Origin of the sequence: Mucilaginibacter robiniae (genome assembly GCF_012849215.1) — a bacterium.
Classification (GTDB): Bacteria; Bacteroidota; Bacteroidia; order Sphingobacteriales; family Sphingobacteriaceae; genus Mucilaginibacter; species Mucilaginibacter robiniae.
This window is the reverse complement of the sequence record NZ_CP051682.1, coordinates 3,127,710-3,146,702: the sequence shown is the minus strand read 5'-3', so window position 1 is coordinate 3,146,702 and position 18,993 is coordinate 3,127,710. Positions and strand designations below refer to the sequence as shown.

Below are 18,993 nucleotides of genomic sequence, written 5' to 3'. Positions count from 1 at the left end.
TGCTTCCGCAGAGATTGCCACACTATCGCTCGCAATGATGGGATTTATTTTAAAATGGCTATAAAAAAACACATATTAGTAATTCCGGGAGATGGCATTGGCCCCGAGGTAACCACCTGGGGCAAAGCTGTGCTGGAACAAATAGGTACCGAGTACGGACATAAGTTCACCTTTGATGAAGCTTTAATGGGCCACGTGGCTATTGAAGCTACCGGCAATCCACTACCTGATGAAACGCTGACCAAAGCCAAAGCTTGCGATGCTATCTTGTTTGGTGCGGTAGGACATGCAAAGTATGACAATGATCCATCAGCTAAAGTACGACCGGAACAGGGTTTGCTAAAAATCCGTAAAGAACTAGGCTTATATGCCAATTTGCGGCCTATCATGCTGTTTGATGAACTGCTGGATGCTTCGAGCTTGAAACCTGAAGTATTGCGTGGCACCGACATTCTGTTTTTCCGCGAGCTGACCGGTGATGTATATTTCGGTGAAAAGAAACGCAGCGATGATCGTAATACCGCATCCGACCTGATGATTTATCATCGTTATGAGGTAGAACGTATCGCGACCAAAGCTTTTGAAGCTGCCCGCTCCCGTAACAAACGCCTTTGCTCGGTAGATAAAGCCAACGTGCTGGAAGCTTCCCGCTTATGGCGCGAAGTGGTACAGGAACTAGCCCAACAATACCCTGATGTAGAAACCGAACATATGTTCATCGACAATGCCGCTATGCAGCTGGTTAAAAACCCGAAAAAGTTTGATGTGGTATTAACTGCCAACTTATTTGGTGATATTTTAACTGACGAAGCTTCACAAATTGCAGGTTCTATGGGGATGCTGGCTTCTGCTTCTATAGGTGATGGTACCGGCTTTTTTGAGCCTATTCATGGCTCGGCACATGATATTGCCGGACAGAATAAGGCAAACCCATTGGCTTCTATCTTATCTGTGGCATTAATGCTGGAAATCAGCTTTGGCTTGAAAGAAGAGGCGCAACGCATTACTTCAGCTATCGACCAAACGTTGAAAGATGGTTACCGTACCGGCGACATTGCAGATATCCATACGGAGAAAAGCAAAATACTAGGCACTGATGCTATGGGGCAGAAAGTACTGGAGTATTTGTCTAAATCAGCAAAGAATTAAACGCATAATTGTCTGTGAATAAGCAGGCAATGGCGATGAAATTAAATTAGCACAGTAAGTAATCAGCACAATCAACCCCAAACATATAAAACCATAATAAATGAAATGGAACGCAGAACTTTATGATGATAAGCATGCCTTCGTTTTCCAATTTGGAGAAAATGTGCTGGAACTGCTGAATGCCAAACCTGGTGAACGCATACTGGATATTGGTTGCGGTACAGGTTATTTAACACAGCAAATTCAAAGCCAGGGTGCTGAAGTTCAGGGTACTGATTACTCGCCCGAAATGATTGCACAAGCTAAAGCTAATTACCCCAATGTAGATTTTGCGGTAACAGATGCCAGCAACTTTAAGGTAGACGAACCTTTTAATGCCATTTTTTCGAACGCGGCCCTGCATTGGATTCATAACCAAGATGGTTTAATGCAATCTGTTTACCAAGCCTTGAAGCCAGGAGGTCGCTTTGTGGCCGAAATGGGTGGTAAGGGCAACGTACAACAACTTATTACAGCCACACAACAGGTACTGCAACAACATGGCTATGCAGAACAGGTTAAAACACAAATTTGGTACTTTCCTTCTTTGGGTGAATATACCAGCCGCCTGGAGCAACACGGTTTCCGTGTAACCTTTGCTGCACACTTTGACCGCAAAACGCCTTTACAAGACGGCAACCAGGGTGTAGCTAAATGGATTAAGATGTTCGGTTCGCAATATTTTAGCGGCATTCCAGAACAAGAGCAGCAGCAAATGCTGCAAGAAATTACCAGCCTACTAGAACCCGCTTACAACGAAAACGGACAATGGTACGCTGATTATAAAAGATTAAGATTTATAGCAATAAAGGAGTTGTAAGTTATTGGTTGCGGGTTGCGAGTAAAATAACACAATTTACTATCAATTACTCTTCTCCCGCAACCCGCAACACACACCCGTAACTCATATAAGAACTATGTTACACGATCCAAACCGGGTTTATGTATTTGACACTACACTGCGCGATGGTGAGCAGGTACCGGGCTGCCAACTAACCACGCCTGAAAAAATAGAAATTGCACGCGAGCTGGAAGGGCTGGGTGTTGATATTATTGAAGCCGGATTTCCGGTTTCCAGTCCCGGTGATTTTCAAAGTGTGGTAGAAATAGCGAAGGCTGTAAATAACCCAACGGTTTGTGCACTTACCCGCGCCAATAAAGGGGATATTGATGCCGCTGCCGAAGCTTTAAAGTATGCTAAGCGCCCGCGCATTCATACCGGCATTGGTGCATCAGATATGCACATCAAGCATAAATTTAACAGCACACGCGAAGAAATACTGGAACGTGCTACTGAGGCCGTAAAGTATGCTAAACGGTTTGTTGAAGATGTTGAGTTTTATGCAGAAGATGCTGGCCGTGCAGATATTGAATATCTGGCTAAAATGGTGGAGGCAGTTATTGCCGCCGGGGCAACTGTAGTAAACATACCCGACACCAACGGCTACTGCCTGCCCGACCAATACGGCAGCAAAATACGTTTCTTGAAAGAAAATGTTAAAAACATTGACCAAGCCATTATATCGGTACACTGCCATAATGACCTGGGCTTGGCAACAGCCAATTCTATTGCAGGCTTACAAAACGGTGCCCGCCAAATTGAAGGCACCATTAATGGCATTGGCGAACGTGCAGGCAATACTTCAATTGAAGAAGTAGTGATGATTCTGAAAACGCATCAGAGCATGGGTTTATACACCAACATTAATACGAAAAGCTTTTATGAACTAAGCCGTACCATCAGTACCCAGATGCGTATGCCGGTGCAGCCTAATAAAGCTATTGTCGGTAGCAATGCTTTTGCTCATAGTTCAGGCATCCACCAGGATGGCTTTTTGAAGAACCGTGAGAACTATGAGATTATTCGTCCGGAAGATGTAGGCTTCCCAAGCGCCAGCATTGTGCTTACCGCACGTAGCGGTCGCCACGCTTTGAAATACCATTTAGATCGTTTAGGCCATCAGTTAGGTAAAGACGAACTGGCTACTGTGTATCAGCAGTTCCTGATTCTGGCCGATAGCAAATTAAATATTAATGACGATGACCTGCTGGGTTTAGTAGCTTACCGCTTGGTTAAAGAATAATTACTGATGGATAGCTCAACCAAAACCCAGCTCGATTTTGCATCAGCCTATGAACGCCTGAAACCCATAGTGCGCCGTACACCACTGGAATTTAACCAGGGTCTTTCAGATAAATACAACTGCGAGGTTTACCTGAAGCGTGAAGATTTGCAGGTAGTACGCTCCTACAAGCTGCGCGGTGCCTACAACATGATTAGCCAGCTTAGTAGTGAACAACTGGCCAAAGGTGTGGTATGTGCCAGTGCAGGCAACCATGCCCAAGGCGTTGCCTTTTCGTGCAGGCGGCTGAATATTAAAGGTGTAATTTTTATGCCTGAAATTACGCCTAAGCAAAAGGTAAAGCAGACTGAAATGTTCGGTAATGGTAATGTAGAAATTGTTTTAACCGGCGATACCTTTGATGATTGTTTGCAGGAAGCTTTGGCTTATACCGAAGCTAACGAAATGACCTTCATCCCGCCGTTTGATGATTACCGCATTATGGAAGGTCAGGGTACCGTAGGTATTGAAATACTGGAAGACCTGCCGGATGCCGAAGTGGTAATTATGCCCGTAGGCGGCGGTGGTTTGGCAGCCGGTACAGGCAGCTATTTTAAGCAGCAAAACCCACAAGTGAAGCTTATTGGCGTAGAGCCTGAAGGTGCCCCATCTATGATTGAAGCCATACGCCGAGGGCAGCCTTACACTCTTTCGCAAATTAATCGGTTTGTAGATGGAGCTGCCGTAAAACGGGTTGGCCATCTTACTTATCAGATTTGTTGCGAGGTGCTAGACAATATGCTTTTAGTGCCCGAAGGCAAAGTATGCTCCACCATTTTAAAACTTTACAACGAAGATGCTATTGTAGTTGAACCTGCAGGTGCGCTATCAGTAGCGGCTTTAGATTTATGTAAAGGGCAAATTCGGGGTAAAAAAGTAGTTTGTGTAATTAGCGGCGGCAATAATGATATCGACCGCATGGGCGAAATCAAGGAGCAATCGCTATTGTACGAAGGATTGAAGCATTACTTCATCGTTCGTTTCCCGCAACGCCCAGGTGCGCTGAAATTATTTGTGAATAACGTTTTAGGCCCGCATGATGATATTACCCGTTTCGAGTTCATCAAAAAAACCGAACGTGAACGCGGACCTGCTTTGGTAGGTATCGAACTCAAATCGGCCGATGATTACCCGGCTTTGCGCCAGCGCATGGAAGCTCACCGCTTCGATGTGATTGAAGTAAACCGCGATCAAACCTTGTTTGAGTACCTGGTATAAGAATATATAGAATCAAGAGTATAGACTTTATTAAAACCTGTTTTACAAAGTCTATACTCTTGATTCTAAGTTCTACTTTAATCAAACTCTAAATACTGGCGTACATTCACATGTACATGGCTGTAATGGTCGTATTTCCCTGGATCGTAATTATATACATGCAACTCGACAGGGCCATATTCTAAATGAACATCTTCATAAGCGCCTTTGAACAAAATTTCTTTAACAGCCCAGTCAATATTTTGGCCGCTGCTTGATGGTTCTGCCCATTCAGGATAAATCACAATCTGCTCTTTCTGTGCTTTAATCCCTAACACACGTGCTTCTTCGCGATGTAGTACATTGCAGCTAGTGAGCAGACGGGCCGTGTACAAGTTTTGTGGTTTCTGGTACAATACTTTAGGCATACCAGCCTCTAAAATTTCGCCATCCTTTAACACCACCAATTCATCGGCCATTGATAATACCTCGGCTGGGTCATGTGATACAATAATAACGGTTAAGCCTGTTTGCTTTACAATATGCCTAATGTCCTGCTGTAAACCATCTCGAAAGGTAGTATCAACTTGGTTGAAGGGTTCATCCAGCAATAATACTTCTGGTTGAGTAACCAAGGCACGTGCAATAGCTACACGTTGCTTCTCACCGCCACTTAAATCAGCCACACGCTTGTTGGCCAAGTGAAACATATTCAATTGACGCAATACCTGCTCTGTTTTTTCCTGCTTTCCTTTTATGTTGGTGTTGGGCAGCAACACGGCTACGTTATCCCAAACTTTAGCATATGGGTTCAGGTCGTCGGTATGCTGAGTTACCATTTTCATGGCATCATGGCCGGGTATCAGCTTTTCTTCAGGCCCCCAAATGCGTTCGCCTTTAAATAACACTTGCCCTTCATCAGGGCTTAGTAAACCATACAGCAGGCGTAACAAGGTACTTTTGCCACTGCCGCTTTGACCTATAATAGCTGTAATTTTACCAGCTTGTACGTTTAAATAAGCTTTTTTAACACCGGATTGCTGTGCACCCGGGTAGATTTTACTTACCGCTTTAACTTGCAAAAATGAATTAGAACTTGGCATTGCTGCAAAGATACATAAAAGCACAAAGGCTGCCTTTGTGGTATAACACTAGGTAAACAGTTTAAAAGCCAAAGGTTAAGCCAAACGAAAGGTTTTTTAAACCTTTTTGCGCCGGGCTATCCTGAAACACATCATTAAAATAGTATTTGGCAAACAGACCGGTAAAACCATAGCCTACCCGGGCAAATACGCCATAACGTAGTTTGGTAAAATGGTAATCATCATTAAACTTCTCTTTGCCGTTTTCATCACTAACCTGCTTAACCCGGCCATTGTACAGAATGCCAATATCAGCTCCACCATCAATGTGATAGCGCCTGCCGCTGTTATCATCATGGCTGCGCCAGTCGAAGGTTAATGGAATACGGATATAGCTTGAGGTAAACCGGTTTTTGCTGTAGTTGATATTGTCTTGCCGGTAAGTCAGCACAGGCTGATCTTCCAGTATGGTAATGTTTTCACGCAAACGGATGTGTGTCCAATCTAAACCACCTGATAAATAAATGCGGAAGGCGCTGTTGAAACGGTAGCCTACCTGTATCAAATCAAACCCTACATTGCTGGATTTCCAAGAACGGTAACGCAGAAAGTTATTTTGTGGCGATAAATTAAAGCTGCCATTGTCAATCAAGGTAGTCAACCCCAAATCAAACCGGGCAAAGGTTAACCCCCAGGAAAAGCCGGGCGCTTTTGATACTTCTTTAATCTTTGTAGTATCATGGCGGTTTGCTGCTATTTTACGGGCTTCATCACCTGTGGCAAAGGTAAACTTAAACCCTTTTCTTTTAGTTTTAACAATTACCGTATCCGTGCTCGATTTCACCACCGTATCTGTTCTGGTCTTCAATGTATCAGTACGTGTATTTTGTGCAAACACGCCGGTAGCCGTTGCCCATACCAGGGCAGTAAGTAAGTATCTTTTCATATCAGGATTGTATTTAGAGAAGTATATTTATTTTTCTTTTTTTACTTTAATAATGCCGAGATTGATTCCGGTAATATCGGCATGGTCATCGTCCGTATCGGTAAACTCGATGATCTTGTCTTCACGTTTATCAACTTGTGATACCAGCACGTTAATAACATCACCCAGGCTGCGGATGCTATGCTTATGCACTTTCTTTTCAGACTGGTGTACCATTGCTGGTCCGGTAACTGTTACATCAACCGGCTTAAATACCGGTGCCTCTTCGGTTATAGTTTTAGCAACCAGCGGCGCTTCGGGTAAAACAGGAGTAATAATAACTACTGGTTTTTCAGCTGCTATATAGTTAGCTGCTAATAACTCTGCTGGTTGACTTTCCTTTACTGCTGTTAATGGCTTAACTACGGTAATCACCTTTTTACCCATTAATTGCTTTAAATACTTTTTATGGTTTACAGCTAATTTATTAGCGGCTATAATTAGTGGTTGTTTAACGCCTTTGGCCACCGAATGCAACGGTGATAAAACCGAACTACCTGTGTTTGTTGCAGCTTTAGGTTGTGCCGCATAATGCCTGTTTACCTGATTTTGTTGTGAGTTGGGCTGTTTTACCACAAACCATATACCAGCGGTAAGCACCACCAATATACTGGCGGCTATATTTAACCAAGGCATCCCTTGCTTTTTGTGCTGACCATCAAGTTTGGTACTAATATTTTGCCAAACCTTGGCTGAGGGCTCTACCTGCATTCCCGTTAGTCCCGAACGGAACAGCTCATCTAATTCATCATCCTGCATATTCATAAGGCTTGCCCTCCTGTTGTTCAATTTTTTGTTTTAACATAGTCCGTGCTCTGGATAATTGTGATTTTGATGCACCTTCAGTAATCCCTGCTATTTCGGCAATCTCCCGATGCGAATAGCCTTCAATAGCATACAGGTTAAATACCATACGGTAACCATCAGGTAATTGCTGTATTAACAGCAATAAATCTTTAGCTTCCAGATTAGCCGCCGCTATAGGGTTAACAGATTGTTCATATCCACTTTCTTCTATATCCACTATCTGCATATTTTTATGATACTTACGATAGTGTTCAATAGACGTATGTACCATAATGCGGCGCATCCAGCCTTCAAAACTGCCTTCTCCTCTATAATGTTCCAGCTTTTGAAAAACTTTAATAAAACCTACCTGCAACATATCTTCCGCTTCTGCCCTGTGAGCGGTGTAACGCATGCAAACTGCCAGCATTTTAGCCGCAAATTGCTTGTACAACAGTTCCTGCGCCTTACGGTCGGCTGCTTTACAACGCTCAATCAGGGTTTCGGTTGAATATGTATGCTTAAAAAACATCATTTAACAGGTAGATGATACATCTTCGTAAATGGTTGCACGGGTTTATAAAAAAATTTTGTGACAGATAAAGATAATGGTTTAGTATGCGTACTGATGCTTTATATTTAGGCACGATGAAAAAACCTGTACTCCTTTTTGCCTTAACCTTATTTACCCTAACTACCCTTTTCGCTCAACAGCAATCAACTGATACTTATATTTTATTAAAACCCGACCGTGTTTTTGATGGCCATGAAATGCACAATGGCTGGTGGGTGCTGGTACATGGCAACCGTATTCAGGCAGTTGGGCCAAGTATTGAGATACAAGCCCCATCTACCGCCAAAGTTATGGAACTGAAAGGCACCACTTTGATGCCAGGGATGATTGAAGGGCACTCGCACCTGTTTCTACACCCTTACAATGAAACCAGCTGGAACGACCAAGTATTAACCGAAAGCCGTGCCGAACGTACTGCCCGAGCTGTGGTACACGCCCGCAAAACCCTGATTGCAGGCTTTACCACCGTACGTGATTTAGGTACTGAAGGCGCTGCTTATGATGATGTGGGTTTGAAAATAGCTATTAATAAAGGAATTGTACCCGGCCCGCGTATTATGGCAGCTACCCGCGCTATTGTGGCTACAGGCAGCTATGGCCCCAAAAGTACAGTAGCCGAAATGGTACTGCCACAAGGAGCCGAAGAAGCCGACGGGATAGATGGATTAACACATGCTATCCGCTCGCAAATTGGCCATGGGGCTGATGTAGTAAAATTATATGCCGATTACCGTTGGGGAGCTAACGGTACTGCCGCTCCTACTTTTACTTTAGATGAATTAAAACTAGCCGTACAAGTAGCAAGCAGTAGTGGCCGTATTGTAGCGGTACACTCCAGCACAGCCGAAGGTATGCGTCGGGCAACCTTAGCTGGTGTAACCACTATTGAACATGGTGACAGCGGTACGCCCGAAGTATTTAAGCTGATGAAAGAACACCATGTAGCCTTATGCCCTACCCTAGCTGCTGGCGAAGCTACCAGCATGTATGCCGGTTATAAAAAAGGCATCGACCCTGAGCCCGAACGCTTAAAAAACAAACGTATCAGTTTTGCTAATGCGCTTAAAGCCGGCGTAACTATTTGTATGGGTGGTGATGTGGGCGTATTCCCGCATGGTGATAACGCGCGCGAAATGCTGTTGATGGTAGATTATGGGATGAAACCAATAGATGTACTGCAATCAGCTACAGCTATTAATGCTGAAGTATTTGGTTTAAAGAACTTGGGTAGCATCAAAGCGAATTACCTGGCCGACTTAATAGCAGTAGAAGGAAACCCCGCAGAAGATATTAAAGCTGTAAAAGCTGTGAAAGTAGTAATGAAAGATGGCGTTGTAGTAAAAGAGTAAAACTATTGAATATATAGGGTATAAATCAGCACCTAAGCACGGAATTGATTTATACCCTATATATTAAGCTTCGTTACGCACTCTGTATCGCTTATAAATTTTTACTATCATCATGATGATAACAGAGAAAGCGACTAATCCTACTAGCCCATAAATCCAGTCGATAGCGTTTTTTAGTACTGCTAAAAAAACGATAGCGAACAGAAATATAGTAGCTACTTCGTTCCACAAACGCAGTTGGGTAGAGCTCCAGGTATAAACACCTTTACGCATTTGCTCCATTTTACTCTGGCAAATGGAATGGTAAGCCACCAAGCCCACTACAAAGCAAAGCTTTACCATCAACCAGCTTTGCTGTAACCAATAAGGAGCTATCCACACCATACCTATACCAGCCAGCAAGGTAAGCACCATAGCCGGCGTAGTAATGATATTCATGAGCTTACGCTCCATGATCTCAAATTGAGCCGAAAGTATTTTACGTTCCGCTTCAGGTTTTTCCTGCGCTTCAGTGTGGTAAATAAATAAGCGTACTAAATAAAACAGCCCCGCCATCCAGCTGACTACAAAAATGATGTGTATGGCTTTTATATAGTTATACATCCTATTTGAATCCTGTTGTTGCGAGGCGAGTCTTTGTTCTTATTAGTATTTAAATTCTTTAATTACGTCTATCGCGTACTTCACGTTATCAAATGGAATATCAGGCATAATACCGTGACCTAGGTTAAAGATAAAACCGGCCTCATCCTTCATACGATCAAACAGGCGATAAATGCGATCTTTAATCACCCGCTTATCAGTGTACAATATATGCGGATCTAAGTTACCTTGTACGGCTATACCTTGCGGCAAGCGTTTTTTCATATCCAGTAAATCCACGTTCCAGTCGATCGAGATGACGTCAGGTTCGGCTTCGGCCATCATCGGTGCAAATACCGAACTGCCTTTACAAAATGAAATTACCGGAATATCTTTACGATTCAGGTTACTAATAATTTCGGCAATGTAGCGGTGTGAGAACTCCCGGTAATCATCCCATGATAAAGCTTGTGCCCAGCTATCAAAAATCTGAACAGCGTTTACACCAGCCGCTATTTGCAGGTTGAGGTAATCGGCTGTTACTTTAGCAATTTTAGCCAGCAGCTGATGTGCCATTTCAGGCTCATTGTGCAGCATGAGCTTAGTTAACTTAAAATCGCGCGAAGAGCCACCTTCAACCAAATAACTCATTACAGTAAATGGTGCACCGGCAAAACCAATTAGCGGAATTTTACCATTCAGGCGTTGCTGGATTACTTTAATAGCATCAGCTACATATTGTAACCGGTCAGCGACATCCGTTTCCAGAGCGTCAATGTCAGCTTGGCTACGTACCGGGTTGGCAAACTTAGGGCCTACACCCTGGGTAAAGCTTAAATCGCCTCCCATAGCTTCACCAGTTACCAAAATATCTGAAAATAAAATGGCAGCATCAATGTCCAGCAAATCAACCGGCAACATAGTTACATCGGCAGCTATCTCCGGTGTTTTGCACATTTCCAAAAAAGAGTACTTGTTTTTAATTTCCCAGTACTGCGGCATAAAGCGGCCTGCCTGACGCATCATCCATACAGGTGGGCGTTCAGTCTTCTGTGAAAATGCGGCTTTTAAAAATAAATCGTTGTTCATTATGTAAGGGGCATAGCTTCGCAGCCTGCCTTGTTTATGATTTGTGTGTATTCAGTTCATCCTGCAAACGGCTAATAATAGTTTTCATTTTAGCGGTTGCTTTTGCTTCATTTTGTAAGGCCCGTTGCAAATACTGCTCAGCCTTGGTATGGTTACCTAAACGAATATTCAAGTTCACGATATGTACCAAAGCCGCTACATGATCATTACCTGAACGCAATGGGTATTCGGCAGCCAGTTCATAATGATGTTCGGCTTGCTCAAACTCCTGCTTTTGCAGATAGATGCCGCCCAGCATAAACTCATAAAAGCCACGGCGGCTTTTACTTAGCCATTCTGGCTTTTTTATTTGCCGTAATAACTCTTCAGCCTTTATGTAGTTTTTAATATGAAACTGCTTTGCAGCCAAAATAATGGGACCTTCTTTGAAATAACCCCAAAGCAATACGCCGGCAAATAAAGCGGTTACGGCAGCTAGTTCATACGTTTGCTGGTACACGAAAAACAGCAACAGTAACACAAACAGACCTACAACAATTAACCGGACTTTATTGGTAAACATTAATGCTGATTATCAGTAAACTTATAACCTACCCCACGAATGGAATGAAAGTACACTGGGTTTTTAGGATCAGGCTCAAAGTATTTGCGGAAAGTCAGAATAAAATTATCAATAGTACGGGTTGAGGGATAAACGTCATAATTCCAAACGGTTTCTAAAATCTGCTCGCGCGATACAGCCTCGTTACGGCGTTCAATTAACAGCTTCAGCAGCATAGTTTCTTTTTTGGTAAGCGGCGTAACGGTACCATCATCCTGTATCACTTCAAACGAGTTAAAGTGAATAGTTTTATCGCCTATTTTATAGCTGTTAAACTCTTTCAGGTCGTCGCCTTTCAAACCGCGTTTTACCAGATTGTTAACACGCAATATCAGCTCTTCCAAGTTGAAAGGTTTAGTCAAATAATCATCAGCACCTTTTTTCAAGCCCTGAATTTTATCCTCGTTAGTGTTTTTAGCGGTCAGGAACATGATTGGCACGTCCGAATTTTCCAGACGAATAGTTTCGGCCACCACAAAGCCATCTACCTCAGGCATCATTACGTCCAGTATAATGAGGTTAAAGCGCTCTTCTTTAAAAATCTGTAACGCTTTTTTACCATTGTTGGCCGTGGTTACTTTGTAACCTTCCAGCTCCAGGTTAAGTTTGATGGCTTCGAGTAGATGTTCTTCATCTTCAGCCAATAAAATCCGTTTTTTTGACATATAGGTTTGTTGAAACAGGTTAACCAAAAATCACTTCGAATACACTACCTGTTGGCCTGTTATCACGTACATTGATAATAGCCTGGTGTGCATCCAAAACTTGTTTTACAATGTATAAACCTAAACCGGTGCCTTTTGTGTTACGGGTTTCTTCACTTCCTACACGGTAAAACCGCTCAAAAATACGGCTTTTTTCATCATCCGCTATACCAATGCCATGATCGGCCACCTGCAAGTACACTTTATCGCCTTTGGCAAATAGCTTTACATCTACCGTTTCGCAGGGTTTGGAATACTTAACGGCATTCTCAATCAGGTTAGTTACTACCGAAGTTAAAGCGAACTTATCGCCGGTTACCTCAATCTTGGGTTCAATTTCGGCGTTAATGAGTTGCTGGTTTAAATCGCACTTGTTGATCTGTAAACGATTCACTACACTATCCACCAGCACTGATAAGCAAAATTCTTGTTTGGGGAAAGTATAGGACTGGTTTTCAATTTTAGAAGCCAGCAACATGTTTTCTACCATATCGTTCAGCCGGTCAACATCCAGTAACATTTTGCCTACAAAATTCATGGTCTGTGCCCGGTTCAGCTCCCTTTTCTGAATAGTTTCCAGGTAAAGCTTGATAGAAGCCAATGGCGATTTCAATTCATGAGTAACCGAAAGCAAAAAGTTTTTCTTTTGGTTTTGCAACCGCCTTTCTTTATTCAGGGCACGATGAAACAGGTAAGCGCCACCTAATAATACGAATATGAAAATGGAGCCTTCGCCCATAATCATCCCGGTACGGTCGGGCTGTAGCCTTACCAGCATATACCCCCACCAAACTAGTTCGGTGAGTGCATACGTGATTAGCGCATAGAAAATAACAAATGGTTTTTTCATAACCGCTGCTGTATCTTAAAAAGAGTGTTTCCTTTATTCTCTAAAATCGTTTTCAGGCACTACGCTGTTTTGCGGAGTAGCCTTGAATGATGCAAATACGACATCTAAACTATCCAATATAGCTTGCTTAGCTTTATCTAACACAGCTGGCGTATGCGTAGCTGATACAAAGCCCACCTCATAGCCCGATGGCCCAACGTACACACCACGGTTCAGTAGTTCTTGGTGCATCAGTTTAAACTTGTCCATACTTTGCGGATCAATTTCATCAGCCCGGCGAATGGCTTGCTGCTCGGTAAAGGCAAACCAAAAGATGGAACCAATTTGAAATACCTGAACTGGGTAGCTTCGGTCAGCTATAAACTGTTTAATATCGTTTACAAACGTTGCTGTTTTTTGATTGAGCTCGGTATAAAAATCAGGCTTTAATAATTCTGATAGTTGAGCTATACCAGCTGCCATAGCCACCGGATTGCCCGAAAGCGTACCTGCTTGGTAAACGGGCCCTTCGGGCGAAATGTTACCCATAATTTCGGCTGAAGCACCATAAGCACCTACTGGCAAGCCACCACCAATAATTTTACCATAGGTAATAATGTCGGGCTTAATTTGGTAGTGCCCGGCTGCTCCGGTAAAGCTTACCCGGAAGCCGGATATTACTTCATCAAAAATAAGCAGGGTACCGTTTTCTGTACAAATATCACGCAGATATTGTAAAAACTCAGGCTGTTGAAGCAGCAAGCCATTGTTGGCAGGTACCGGTTCAATAATAATAGCGGCAATCTGATCTTTAAATTCTTCAAAAGCTTTAGCTACCGCTTCTTTATCGTTCAATGATACGACTATAGTCTCGTCAGCAAAAGCTTTGGGTACACCGGCTGATGATGTTTCGCCAAAGGTAACCAAACCGGAACCGGCTTTTACCAACAAAGCATCCACATGGCCATGATAGCAACCTTCAAACTTCAATATTTTATCGCGTTTGGTATAACCACGAGCCAACCGTATAGCCGACATTACCGCTTCGGTACCCGAGCTAACAAAACGTATTTTCTCGATAAACGGATTGTTTGATAAAATCAGTTCTGCCAGTTCATTTTCTAGAGCAGTTGGCGCACCGAACGACATGCCATTTTGCATGACTTCAGTTACCTTTTCCCGAATATGCGGATGGTTGTGACCTAAAATAAGTGGCCCCCACGAGCAGCAAAAATCAATAAACTGGTTATTATCAGCATCCCACAAGTATGGGCCATCACCTTTTTGAATAAATAGTGGTGTACCGTAAACCGATTTAAATGCCCTTACCGGCGAGTTTACCCCACCCGGAAAAAAGGTTTTAGCTTTCGCATACAATTCGGCTGATTTTGCCCTGCTGATATCTGGTTTAGTATCTTGATTTTTTTCTGACATTTTTGTTTGAGTTTCACTTACTTCAATGTATCATCAATATAAATTTCTATCTAAATAGAAACATTCGATATTTGAATGTGCAAAGATTGCTTCGTTCCTCGCAATGACGTGTTATATTGCTTATATTATCTTTATTCTATACTCTTGATTCCTGACTCTGCTATAGCCATTTGTTTAACAATACCTCTTTGGCATGGTAAGTTAAAATAGCGGTAGCACCAGCCCTACGAATACTGGTAAGCACTTCAGTAATGGCGCGCTGCTCATTTAACCAGCCTTTTTGTATAGCCGCTTTAATCATAGCATATTCGCCGCTTACGTTATAGGCGGCAATAGGTAGCTCCGTATTATCTTTGAGTAGTTTGATCACATCCAGGTAAGGTAACGCTGGCTTCACCATCAAGAAATCTGCGCCTTCCTGCTCATCCAAATCAGCTTCTATTAAAGCTTCACGTTGGTTGGCCGGGTTCATCTGGTATGTTTTTTTATCACCAAACTTAGGTGCTGAGTTCAGTGCATCACGGAACGGGCCGTAAAAGGCACTGGCATATTTGGCAGAATATGACATGATAGATACCCCACTATAACCATGATCGTCCAGTACCTGCCGGATGTAGCCTACCCGACCATCCATCATATCTGATGGGGCAATAATATCGGCACCAGCACGAGCGTGAGCTAATGCCATTTTGCCTAATACATCTAAGGTAGCATCATTCAGGATTTCGCCGTTTTCTACAATCCCGTCATGGCCTTCACTGCTGTAAGGGTCCATTGCTACGTCGGTAATCACGCAAGCTTCCGGAAACTCTTTTTTCACCTCACGTATAGCCCGTAAATACAAGCTTTCTTCTCGGTAACTTTCGGTAGCGTATTTATCTTTTAATGATTCGTCAATATTCGGGAACAAATCGAACGATTTTAACCCTAAATTCATACAGCTTTCCACCTCACGCAGCAAGTTATCAACAGAGTAACGATAAATGCCGGGCATAGAAGAAACTTCACTTTTCTGATTTTCACCATCTACTATAAATAATGGAAAAATCAGGTTGGCTGCACTCACATAGGTTTCCTGCACCATTTGCCGGATTACCTCACTCTTTCTGTTTCTTCTGGGTCGTTGTAACATTTTTATAAACGGTAGTCCCATAGTCGGTAGTCGAAAGGCTATGGGGAGCTATACAATAAAAAAGCCTATGGCCTATCGACTACAGACCACAGGCTTCCAAAAGTTATTACAGGCCAAACACGGCCTCTGCCAGCCCTACTTCGTCGGGCGAGAAAGGCAGTGTATATTCTATATTTAATTCATCCAGCTTTTTACCGGTTGATTTACCTATAGCAATTACTTTTTGATGATTATCCTGCAAGTTATCATTGAAATAAGCCTCGGCATTTGACGGACTGGTAAACACCAGCACATCAGCCGCTGTGCCTGAAGCACACTCTTCGCGCATAGTTGAGTAAACCGGCAGGTCTATAATTTTAGTATCAGCCGATAAAGCTTTGTGAATGCTTCGCATCGGGCTTTCAGCTCCAGGAAATAAAATGGTTGAACCATTGGCAATACCAGCAAACTCGCGGGCTACATCGGCAGTATCCACGCTTTCGCCCACAAACTGTGGAAAATGGCCATGTCGGCGCAACATATCTTCCGAACCAGAACCCATTACACCAAACTTGACTGGTTTGATAAATTGCGGCTTCAACTCAAAAAAGTACTCTACAGCGTTTTTACTGGTAAAAAATACCCAATCCACATCCTGCAAAATGTAAGGGTTCAGGATGGTCATAATAGGAACGGTACGAATCAGCGAACGGGCTTCAACTTCAATACTATGTTTTTGTACCGCACGTCTGAAATAGCTATTAGCTGGTAAATCACGGGAGATAAATACTTTAGCAGGATATTTACGCTCGGGGCTAAAACGAGCCACTATGGCCTCAGCCAAGCCTTCGGTGGTAGCGGCGCTAGTAAACAAGCGGTCAGGCATATCTTCATCAGTGTCGGCCTTTGAGGTAAACACTTGATAAACGCCTTCGTATTTACGGCAATAACAGCCCAATGGCATGTGGCAACCACCACCAAACATTTTCAATACATTACGCTCCACCTTTAAGGCTTCCGCTACTTCAGGGTGATGTAGTTGCTGTAATATATTAAAAAGCTGCGTATCTTTTTCGCGTATTTGTATAGCCAGTACACCTTGAGCCGGTGCCGGAACAAACTCGGTAGGCTTTAATTCTTCTACATGAAAATCATCCAGGTTTAAGCCTAAGCGAGATACACCGGCTTTAGCCAGCATAATAGCATCATAATTTTCACTACGCAGCTTACCTACACGGGTGGGTACGTTGCCGCGCAAATCATGCAACTCTAAATCTGGGCGTAAAGATAATAGCTGAGCCTTACGGCGATTTGAGGAAGTACCTACAATACCTCCAAATTTCACAGATAATTTTTGACGAACATCCACACAGTCCTTCAAAATCAACAACAGTTCAGACGGATCTTCCCGCTCTGAAACTGCTGCGATAATGAGTCCCGGCGGATGCTCGGTAGGCAAGTCTTTATGAGAGTGAACGGCTAAATCTATGGTACCTGCCAATAATTCTTCTTCCAGCTCCTTGGTAAAAAAACCTTTGCCTTCCAATTTGTCCAGGCTCAGGTTCAGAATACGGTCGCCCTGAGTTTTAATAATTTTTAATTCAGCAGTTACGCCAATATCAGCTAAGCTGTCTTTTACGAAATTAGCCTGCCATAAGGCCAATTCACTGCCACGGGTTCCGATAATAACTTTTCTGTCCAAGGGTGCTTATTATTTGCACCACAAATTTAGCTTTTAAGCTGTGGTTTACAGAATTTTTATGTGAATGTGATGATTACTTGACGTTTCCGGCCTCAGCATTATAAAACCTTGTTTTTTAATGCTGTTTGCCTGCTTTGTAAATAAAAAGAGACACCTTATACAGATGTCTCTTTTATAAATATTATCAATCAACTTCAGCTTTTTAATTACTATTAATTAAAATCTCTTTAGCCATTATCATAGGTACGCTAATGTATTTTTTCTCCATATAGTTGATTACTTTTTCCAGAATCAAGCGTGATTGCTCATCCATACTGTTTACCTCATCGGCAAAAACAGAATTAAGCGCTGTATTTTTGATTTCCTTAATTTTTTCAGGAACCTGGCGCATAGCTACTTCAATTCGGCGCTGTTTCAACATTGGCAAAAACTCGTCGGTATTTTGAGCTATAATTTTTTCAGCGTGCGACAACTCATGGTAACGTTCTTGCAAATTCTTTTTAGCTACTTCGTTTAATGAATTTACTTCAATGTAATTTACCGGAAACTGCTCTAGTATCTCGGCAGCCGTATCATTTGGAACTGCTAAATCCACAATGGTTTTGCGGCTGGTTTCGCCATTCAATAAAGTTTTATAAATCTCAGTTGTAATAATGGGCTGTGTAGCTGATGTACAAGTAATAATTACATCAAAACCTTTGTTGTAAGTTTTCAAAGCTTCCAAATCATACGCTTCGCCGTTCAGATCGGCAGCCAGTGTTTCGGCATTAGCGAGTGTACGGTTAAACACGGCAAAGTTTGAATACTTATGTTTTTGCAGGTATTTAGAAATATTGCGGTTGGTTTCGCCAGCACCAATAATTAATACCCGTGAGTTAGAGCATTGCTTTAAATCTTTCAGCTTGCGGTAAGCTAAAGATACTACCGATATTGGGTGACGGGAAATATTGGTATGTGTATAAACTTCTTTAGCTGTTTTCACTACGCAACTCATTACCATACGCAGATAATCGCCGGTAAGGCCAGCTTCACGGCAGCCTTCGTAGGCTTTACGTACCTGGGCCAAAATCTCCTTTTCTCCCACTACTAAACTTTCCAACGAGCAGGAAATACGTAGTAAGTGGTTTAAAGCATCCTGGTTTTCGTATATAGAAGCGGCATCGATAAAGGTATTCATGTAGTAAGGGCACAAGCCAATACCTAATGCATTTAAAAACTCCTGCGCAAAAGCTTTATCAACCTTTTCTGAAGTAGCCATTACAAATTCTACCCGGTTACAAGTAGCCAGATAAAACATTTCAGGTATTTGAAATCTTTTCTTGACATGCTCAAGTATAGGCGTAATATGCTCCTGGCAGATAACCAACTTCCCTAAATCTTTCAGTTCAACCTGTTTGTGCGTAAAAGCAATGACCTTTAGATACTTCAAAGCGAATTTATTTTTAACAAAACTTTATCTCACAAAATTAACGGCAATGGGAAATTGCACTGTCAAGGCTTTGTCAAACACAGCAATTTAGAATGGTTATAAATTACCTGTTTGCAGATTATATATGTTTCATTTACAGGTATAAACCAAATTTTATATTAAGGCAGTGATTAGCATAGTGCCTATAAATCTGTTTACTTTGGTAAAGTATTTTACTATTTAAAGCCC

Annotated in this window: 18 protein-coding genes; 5 read left to right on the top strand and 13 right to left on the bottom strand. The window is 42.5% G+C overall.

Features of this window, described 5'->3' with window-relative positions; translation table 11 throughout:
* Positions 1–60: 60 nt before the first annotated feature.
* The 4 genes from leuB to ilvA all read left to right on the top strand — a co-directional run bounded on the left by leuB (position 61) and on the right by ilvA (position 4,529).
* Entirely contained in the window at positions 61–1,149 is a 1,089-nt protein-coding gene (gene leuB / locus HH214_RS14005; RefSeq protein ID WP_169611158.1) for a 3-isopropylmalate dehydrogenase, read from the top strand.
* A 100-nt stretch (positions 1,150–1,249) separates the two neighbouring features.
* The gene (locus tag HH214_RS14000) at positions 1,250–2,008 is read left to right on the top strand and encodes a class I SAM-dependent methyltransferase (RefSeq protein ID WP_169608639.1); all 759 of its coding nucleotides are present in this window, start codon (positions 1,250–1,252) and stop codon (positions 2,006–2,008) included.
* 97 nt (positions 2,009–2,105) lie between these two features.
* Complete coding sequence (locus HH214_RS13995; RefSeq protein WP_169608638.1) at positions 2,106–3,272, top strand: 2-isopropylmalate synthase; 1,167 nt, start codon at positions 2,106–2,108, stop codon at positions 3,270–3,272.
* Between the two features lie 6 nt (positions 3,273–3,278).
* Positions 3,279–4,529: a threonine ammonia-lyase IlvA gene (gene ilvA, locus HH214_RS13990; protein ID WP_169608636.1), complete on the top strand. Its 1,251-nt coding sequence runs from the start codon at positions 3,279–3,281 to the stop codon at positions 4,527–4,529.
* A gap of 77 nt (positions 4,530–4,606) precedes the next feature.
* On the opposite strand, the gene HH214_RS13985 is transcribed toward ilvA, so the two are convergent.
* The 4 genes from HH214_RS13985 to HH214_RS13970 all read right to left on the bottom strand — a co-directional run bounded on the left by HH214_RS13985 (position 4,607) and on the right by HH214_RS13970 (position 7,896).
* A complete protein-coding gene (locus HH214_RS13985) occupies positions 4,607–5,611 on the bottom strand; it encodes an ABC transporter ATP-binding protein (RefSeq protein WP_169608635.1) in 1,005 nt (334 codons plus the stop codon).
* Positions 5,612–5,672: 61 nt separating this feature from the next.
* On the bottom strand, positions 5,673–6,536 hold the full coding sequence (locus tag HH214_RS13980; protein WP_169608633.1) for an outer membrane beta-barrel protein: 864 nt from the start codon (positions 6,534–6,536) through the stop codon (positions 5,673–5,675).
* Positions 6,537–6,563: 27 nt separating this feature from the next.
* On the bottom strand, positions 6,564–7,340 hold the full coding sequence (locus HH214_RS13975; protein WP_169608631.1) for a hypothetical protein: 777 nt from the start codon (positions 7,338–7,340) through the stop codon (positions 6,564–6,566).
* Entirely contained in the window at positions 7,324–7,896 is a 573-nt protein-coding gene (locus HH214_RS13970) for an RNA polymerase sigma factor (RefSeq protein WP_315853169.1), read from the bottom strand. The genes HH214_RS13975 and HH214_RS13970 overlap by 17 nt, the downstream gene beginning before the upstream one ends.
* Positions 7,897–8,009: 113 nt before the next feature.
* Here HH214_RS13970 and HH214_RS13965 point away from each other — a divergent pair, with 113 nt between their 5' ends.
* Positions 8,010–9,284, top strand: a complete 1,275-nt coding sequence (locus HH214_RS13965) for a metal-dependent hydrolase family protein (protein ID WP_169608629.1) — start codon at positions 8,010–8,012, stop codon at positions 9,282–9,284.
* A 63-nt stretch (positions 9,285–9,347) separates the two neighbouring features.
* On the opposite strand, the gene hemJ is transcribed toward HH214_RS13965, so the two are convergent.
* The 9 genes from hemJ to hemA all read right to left on the bottom strand — a co-directional run bounded on the left by hemJ (position 9,348) and on the right by hemA (position 18,765).
* Positions 9,348–9,887: a protoporphyrinogen oxidase HemJ gene (hemJ, locus tag HH214_RS13960; RefSeq protein WP_169608627.1), complete on the bottom strand. Its 540-nt coding sequence runs from the start codon at positions 9,885–9,887 to the stop codon at positions 9,348–9,350.
* 42 nt (positions 9,888–9,929) lie between these two features.
* Entirely contained in the window at positions 9,930–10,955 is a 1,026-nt protein-coding gene (hemE, locus tag HH214_RS13955; protein ID WP_169608625.1) for a uroporphyrinogen decarboxylase, read from the bottom strand.
* Between the two features lie 34 nt (positions 10,956–10,989).
* Positions 10,990–11,517 (bottom strand): tetratricopeptide repeat protein, encoded by a 528-nt coding sequence (locus tag HH214_RS13950; protein ID WP_169608623.1) that lies wholly within the window; start codon positions 11,515–11,517, stop codon positions 10,990–10,992.
* Positions 11,517–12,221 (bottom strand): response regulator transcription factor, encoded by a 705-nt coding sequence (locus tag HH214_RS13945; protein WP_169608622.1) that lies wholly within the window; start codon positions 12,219–12,221, stop codon positions 11,517–11,519. Before HH214_RS13945 ends, HH214_RS13950 begins: the two co-directional genes overlap by 1 nt.
* Before the next feature lie 19 nt (positions 12,222–12,240).
* The gene (locus HH214_RS13940) at positions 12,241–13,110 is read right to left on the bottom strand and encodes a sensor histidine kinase (RefSeq protein ID WP_169608620.1); all 870 of its coding nucleotides are present in this window, start codon (positions 13,108–13,110) and stop codon (positions 12,241–12,243) included.
* A gap of 33 nt (positions 13,111–13,143) precedes the next feature.
* Positions 13,144–14,523, bottom strand: coding sequence for a glutamate-1-semialdehyde 2,1-aminomutase (gene hemL / locus HH214_RS13935; protein ID WP_169608618.1), 1,380 nt, complete (start codon positions 14,521–14,523; stop codon positions 13,144–13,146).
* Between the two features lie 160 nt (positions 14,524–14,683).
* On the bottom strand, positions 14,684–15,655 hold the full coding sequence (gene hemB, locus HH214_RS13930) for a porphobilinogen synthase (RefSeq protein WP_169608616.1): 972 nt from the start codon (positions 15,653–15,655) through the stop codon (positions 14,684–14,686).
* Positions 15,656–15,761: 106 nt separating this feature from the next.
* Complete coding sequence (hemC, locus tag HH214_RS13925) at positions 15,762–17,336, bottom strand: hydroxymethylbilane synthase (protein ID WP_169608614.1); 1,575 nt, start codon at positions 17,334–17,336, stop codon at positions 15,762–15,764.
* Between the two features lie 202 nt (positions 17,337–17,538).
* Complete coding sequence (gene hemA, locus HH214_RS13920) at positions 17,539–18,765, bottom strand: glutamyl-tRNA reductase (protein WP_169608613.1); 1,227 nt, start codon at positions 18,763–18,765, stop codon at positions 17,539–17,541.
* Positions 18,766–18,993 lie beyond the last annotated feature (228 nt).

Coding starts and splice junctions, on each gene's coding strand:
- HH214_RS14000 (WP_169608639.1), top strand. CDS start 1,250: ATGAAATGGAACGCAGAACTTTATGATGATAAGCATGCCTTCGTTTTC.
- HH214_RS13995 (WP_169608638.1), top strand. CDS start 2,106: ATGTTACACGATCCAAACCGGGTTTATGTATTTGACACTACACTGCGC.
- ilvA (WP_169608636.1), top strand. CDS start 3,279: ATGGATAGCTCAACCAAAACCCAGCTCGATTTTGCATCAGCCTATGAA.
- HH214_RS13985 (WP_169608635.1), bottom strand. CDS start 5,611: ATGCCAAGTTCTAATTCATTTTTGCAAGTTAAAGCGGTAAGTAAAATC.
- HH214_RS13980 (WP_169608633.1), bottom strand. CDS start 6,536: ATGAAAAGATACTTACTTACTGCCCTGGTATGGGCAACGGCTACCGGC.
- HH214_RS13975 (WP_169608631.1), bottom strand. CDS start 7,340: ATGAATATGCAGGATGATGAATTAGATGAGCTGTTCCGTTCGGGACTA.
- HH214_RS13970 (WP_315853169.1), bottom strand. CDS start 7,896: ATGATGTTTTTTAAGCATACATATTCAACCGAAACCCTGATTGAGCGT.
- HH214_RS13965 (WP_169608629.1), top strand. CDS start 8,010: ATGAAAAAACCTGTACTCCTTTTTGCCTTAACCTTATTTACCCTAACT.
- hemJ (WP_169608627.1), bottom strand. CDS start 9,887: ATGTATAACTATATAAAAGCCATACACATCATTTTTGTAGTCAGCTGG.
- hemE (WP_169608625.1), bottom strand. CDS start 10,955: ATGAACAACGATTTATTTTTAAAAGCCGCATTTTCACAGAAGACTGAA.
- HH214_RS13950 (WP_169608623.1), bottom strand. CDS start 11,517: ATGTTTACCAATAAAGTCCGGTTAATTGTTGTAGGTCTGTTTGTGTTA.
- HH214_RS13945 (WP_169608622.1), bottom strand. CDS start 12,221: ATGTCAAAAAAACGGATTTTATTGGCTGAAGATGAAGAACATCTACTC.
- HH214_RS13940 (WP_169608620.1), bottom strand. CDS start 13,110: ATGAAAAAACCATTTGTTATTTTCTATGCGCTAATCACGTATGCACTC.
- hemL (WP_169608618.1), bottom strand. CDS start 14,523: ATGTCAGAAAAAAATCAAGATACTAAACCAGATATCAGCAGGGCAAAA.
- hemB (WP_169608616.1), bottom strand. CDS start 15,655: ATGTTACAACGACCCAGAAGAAACAGAAAGAGTGAGGTAATCCGGCAA.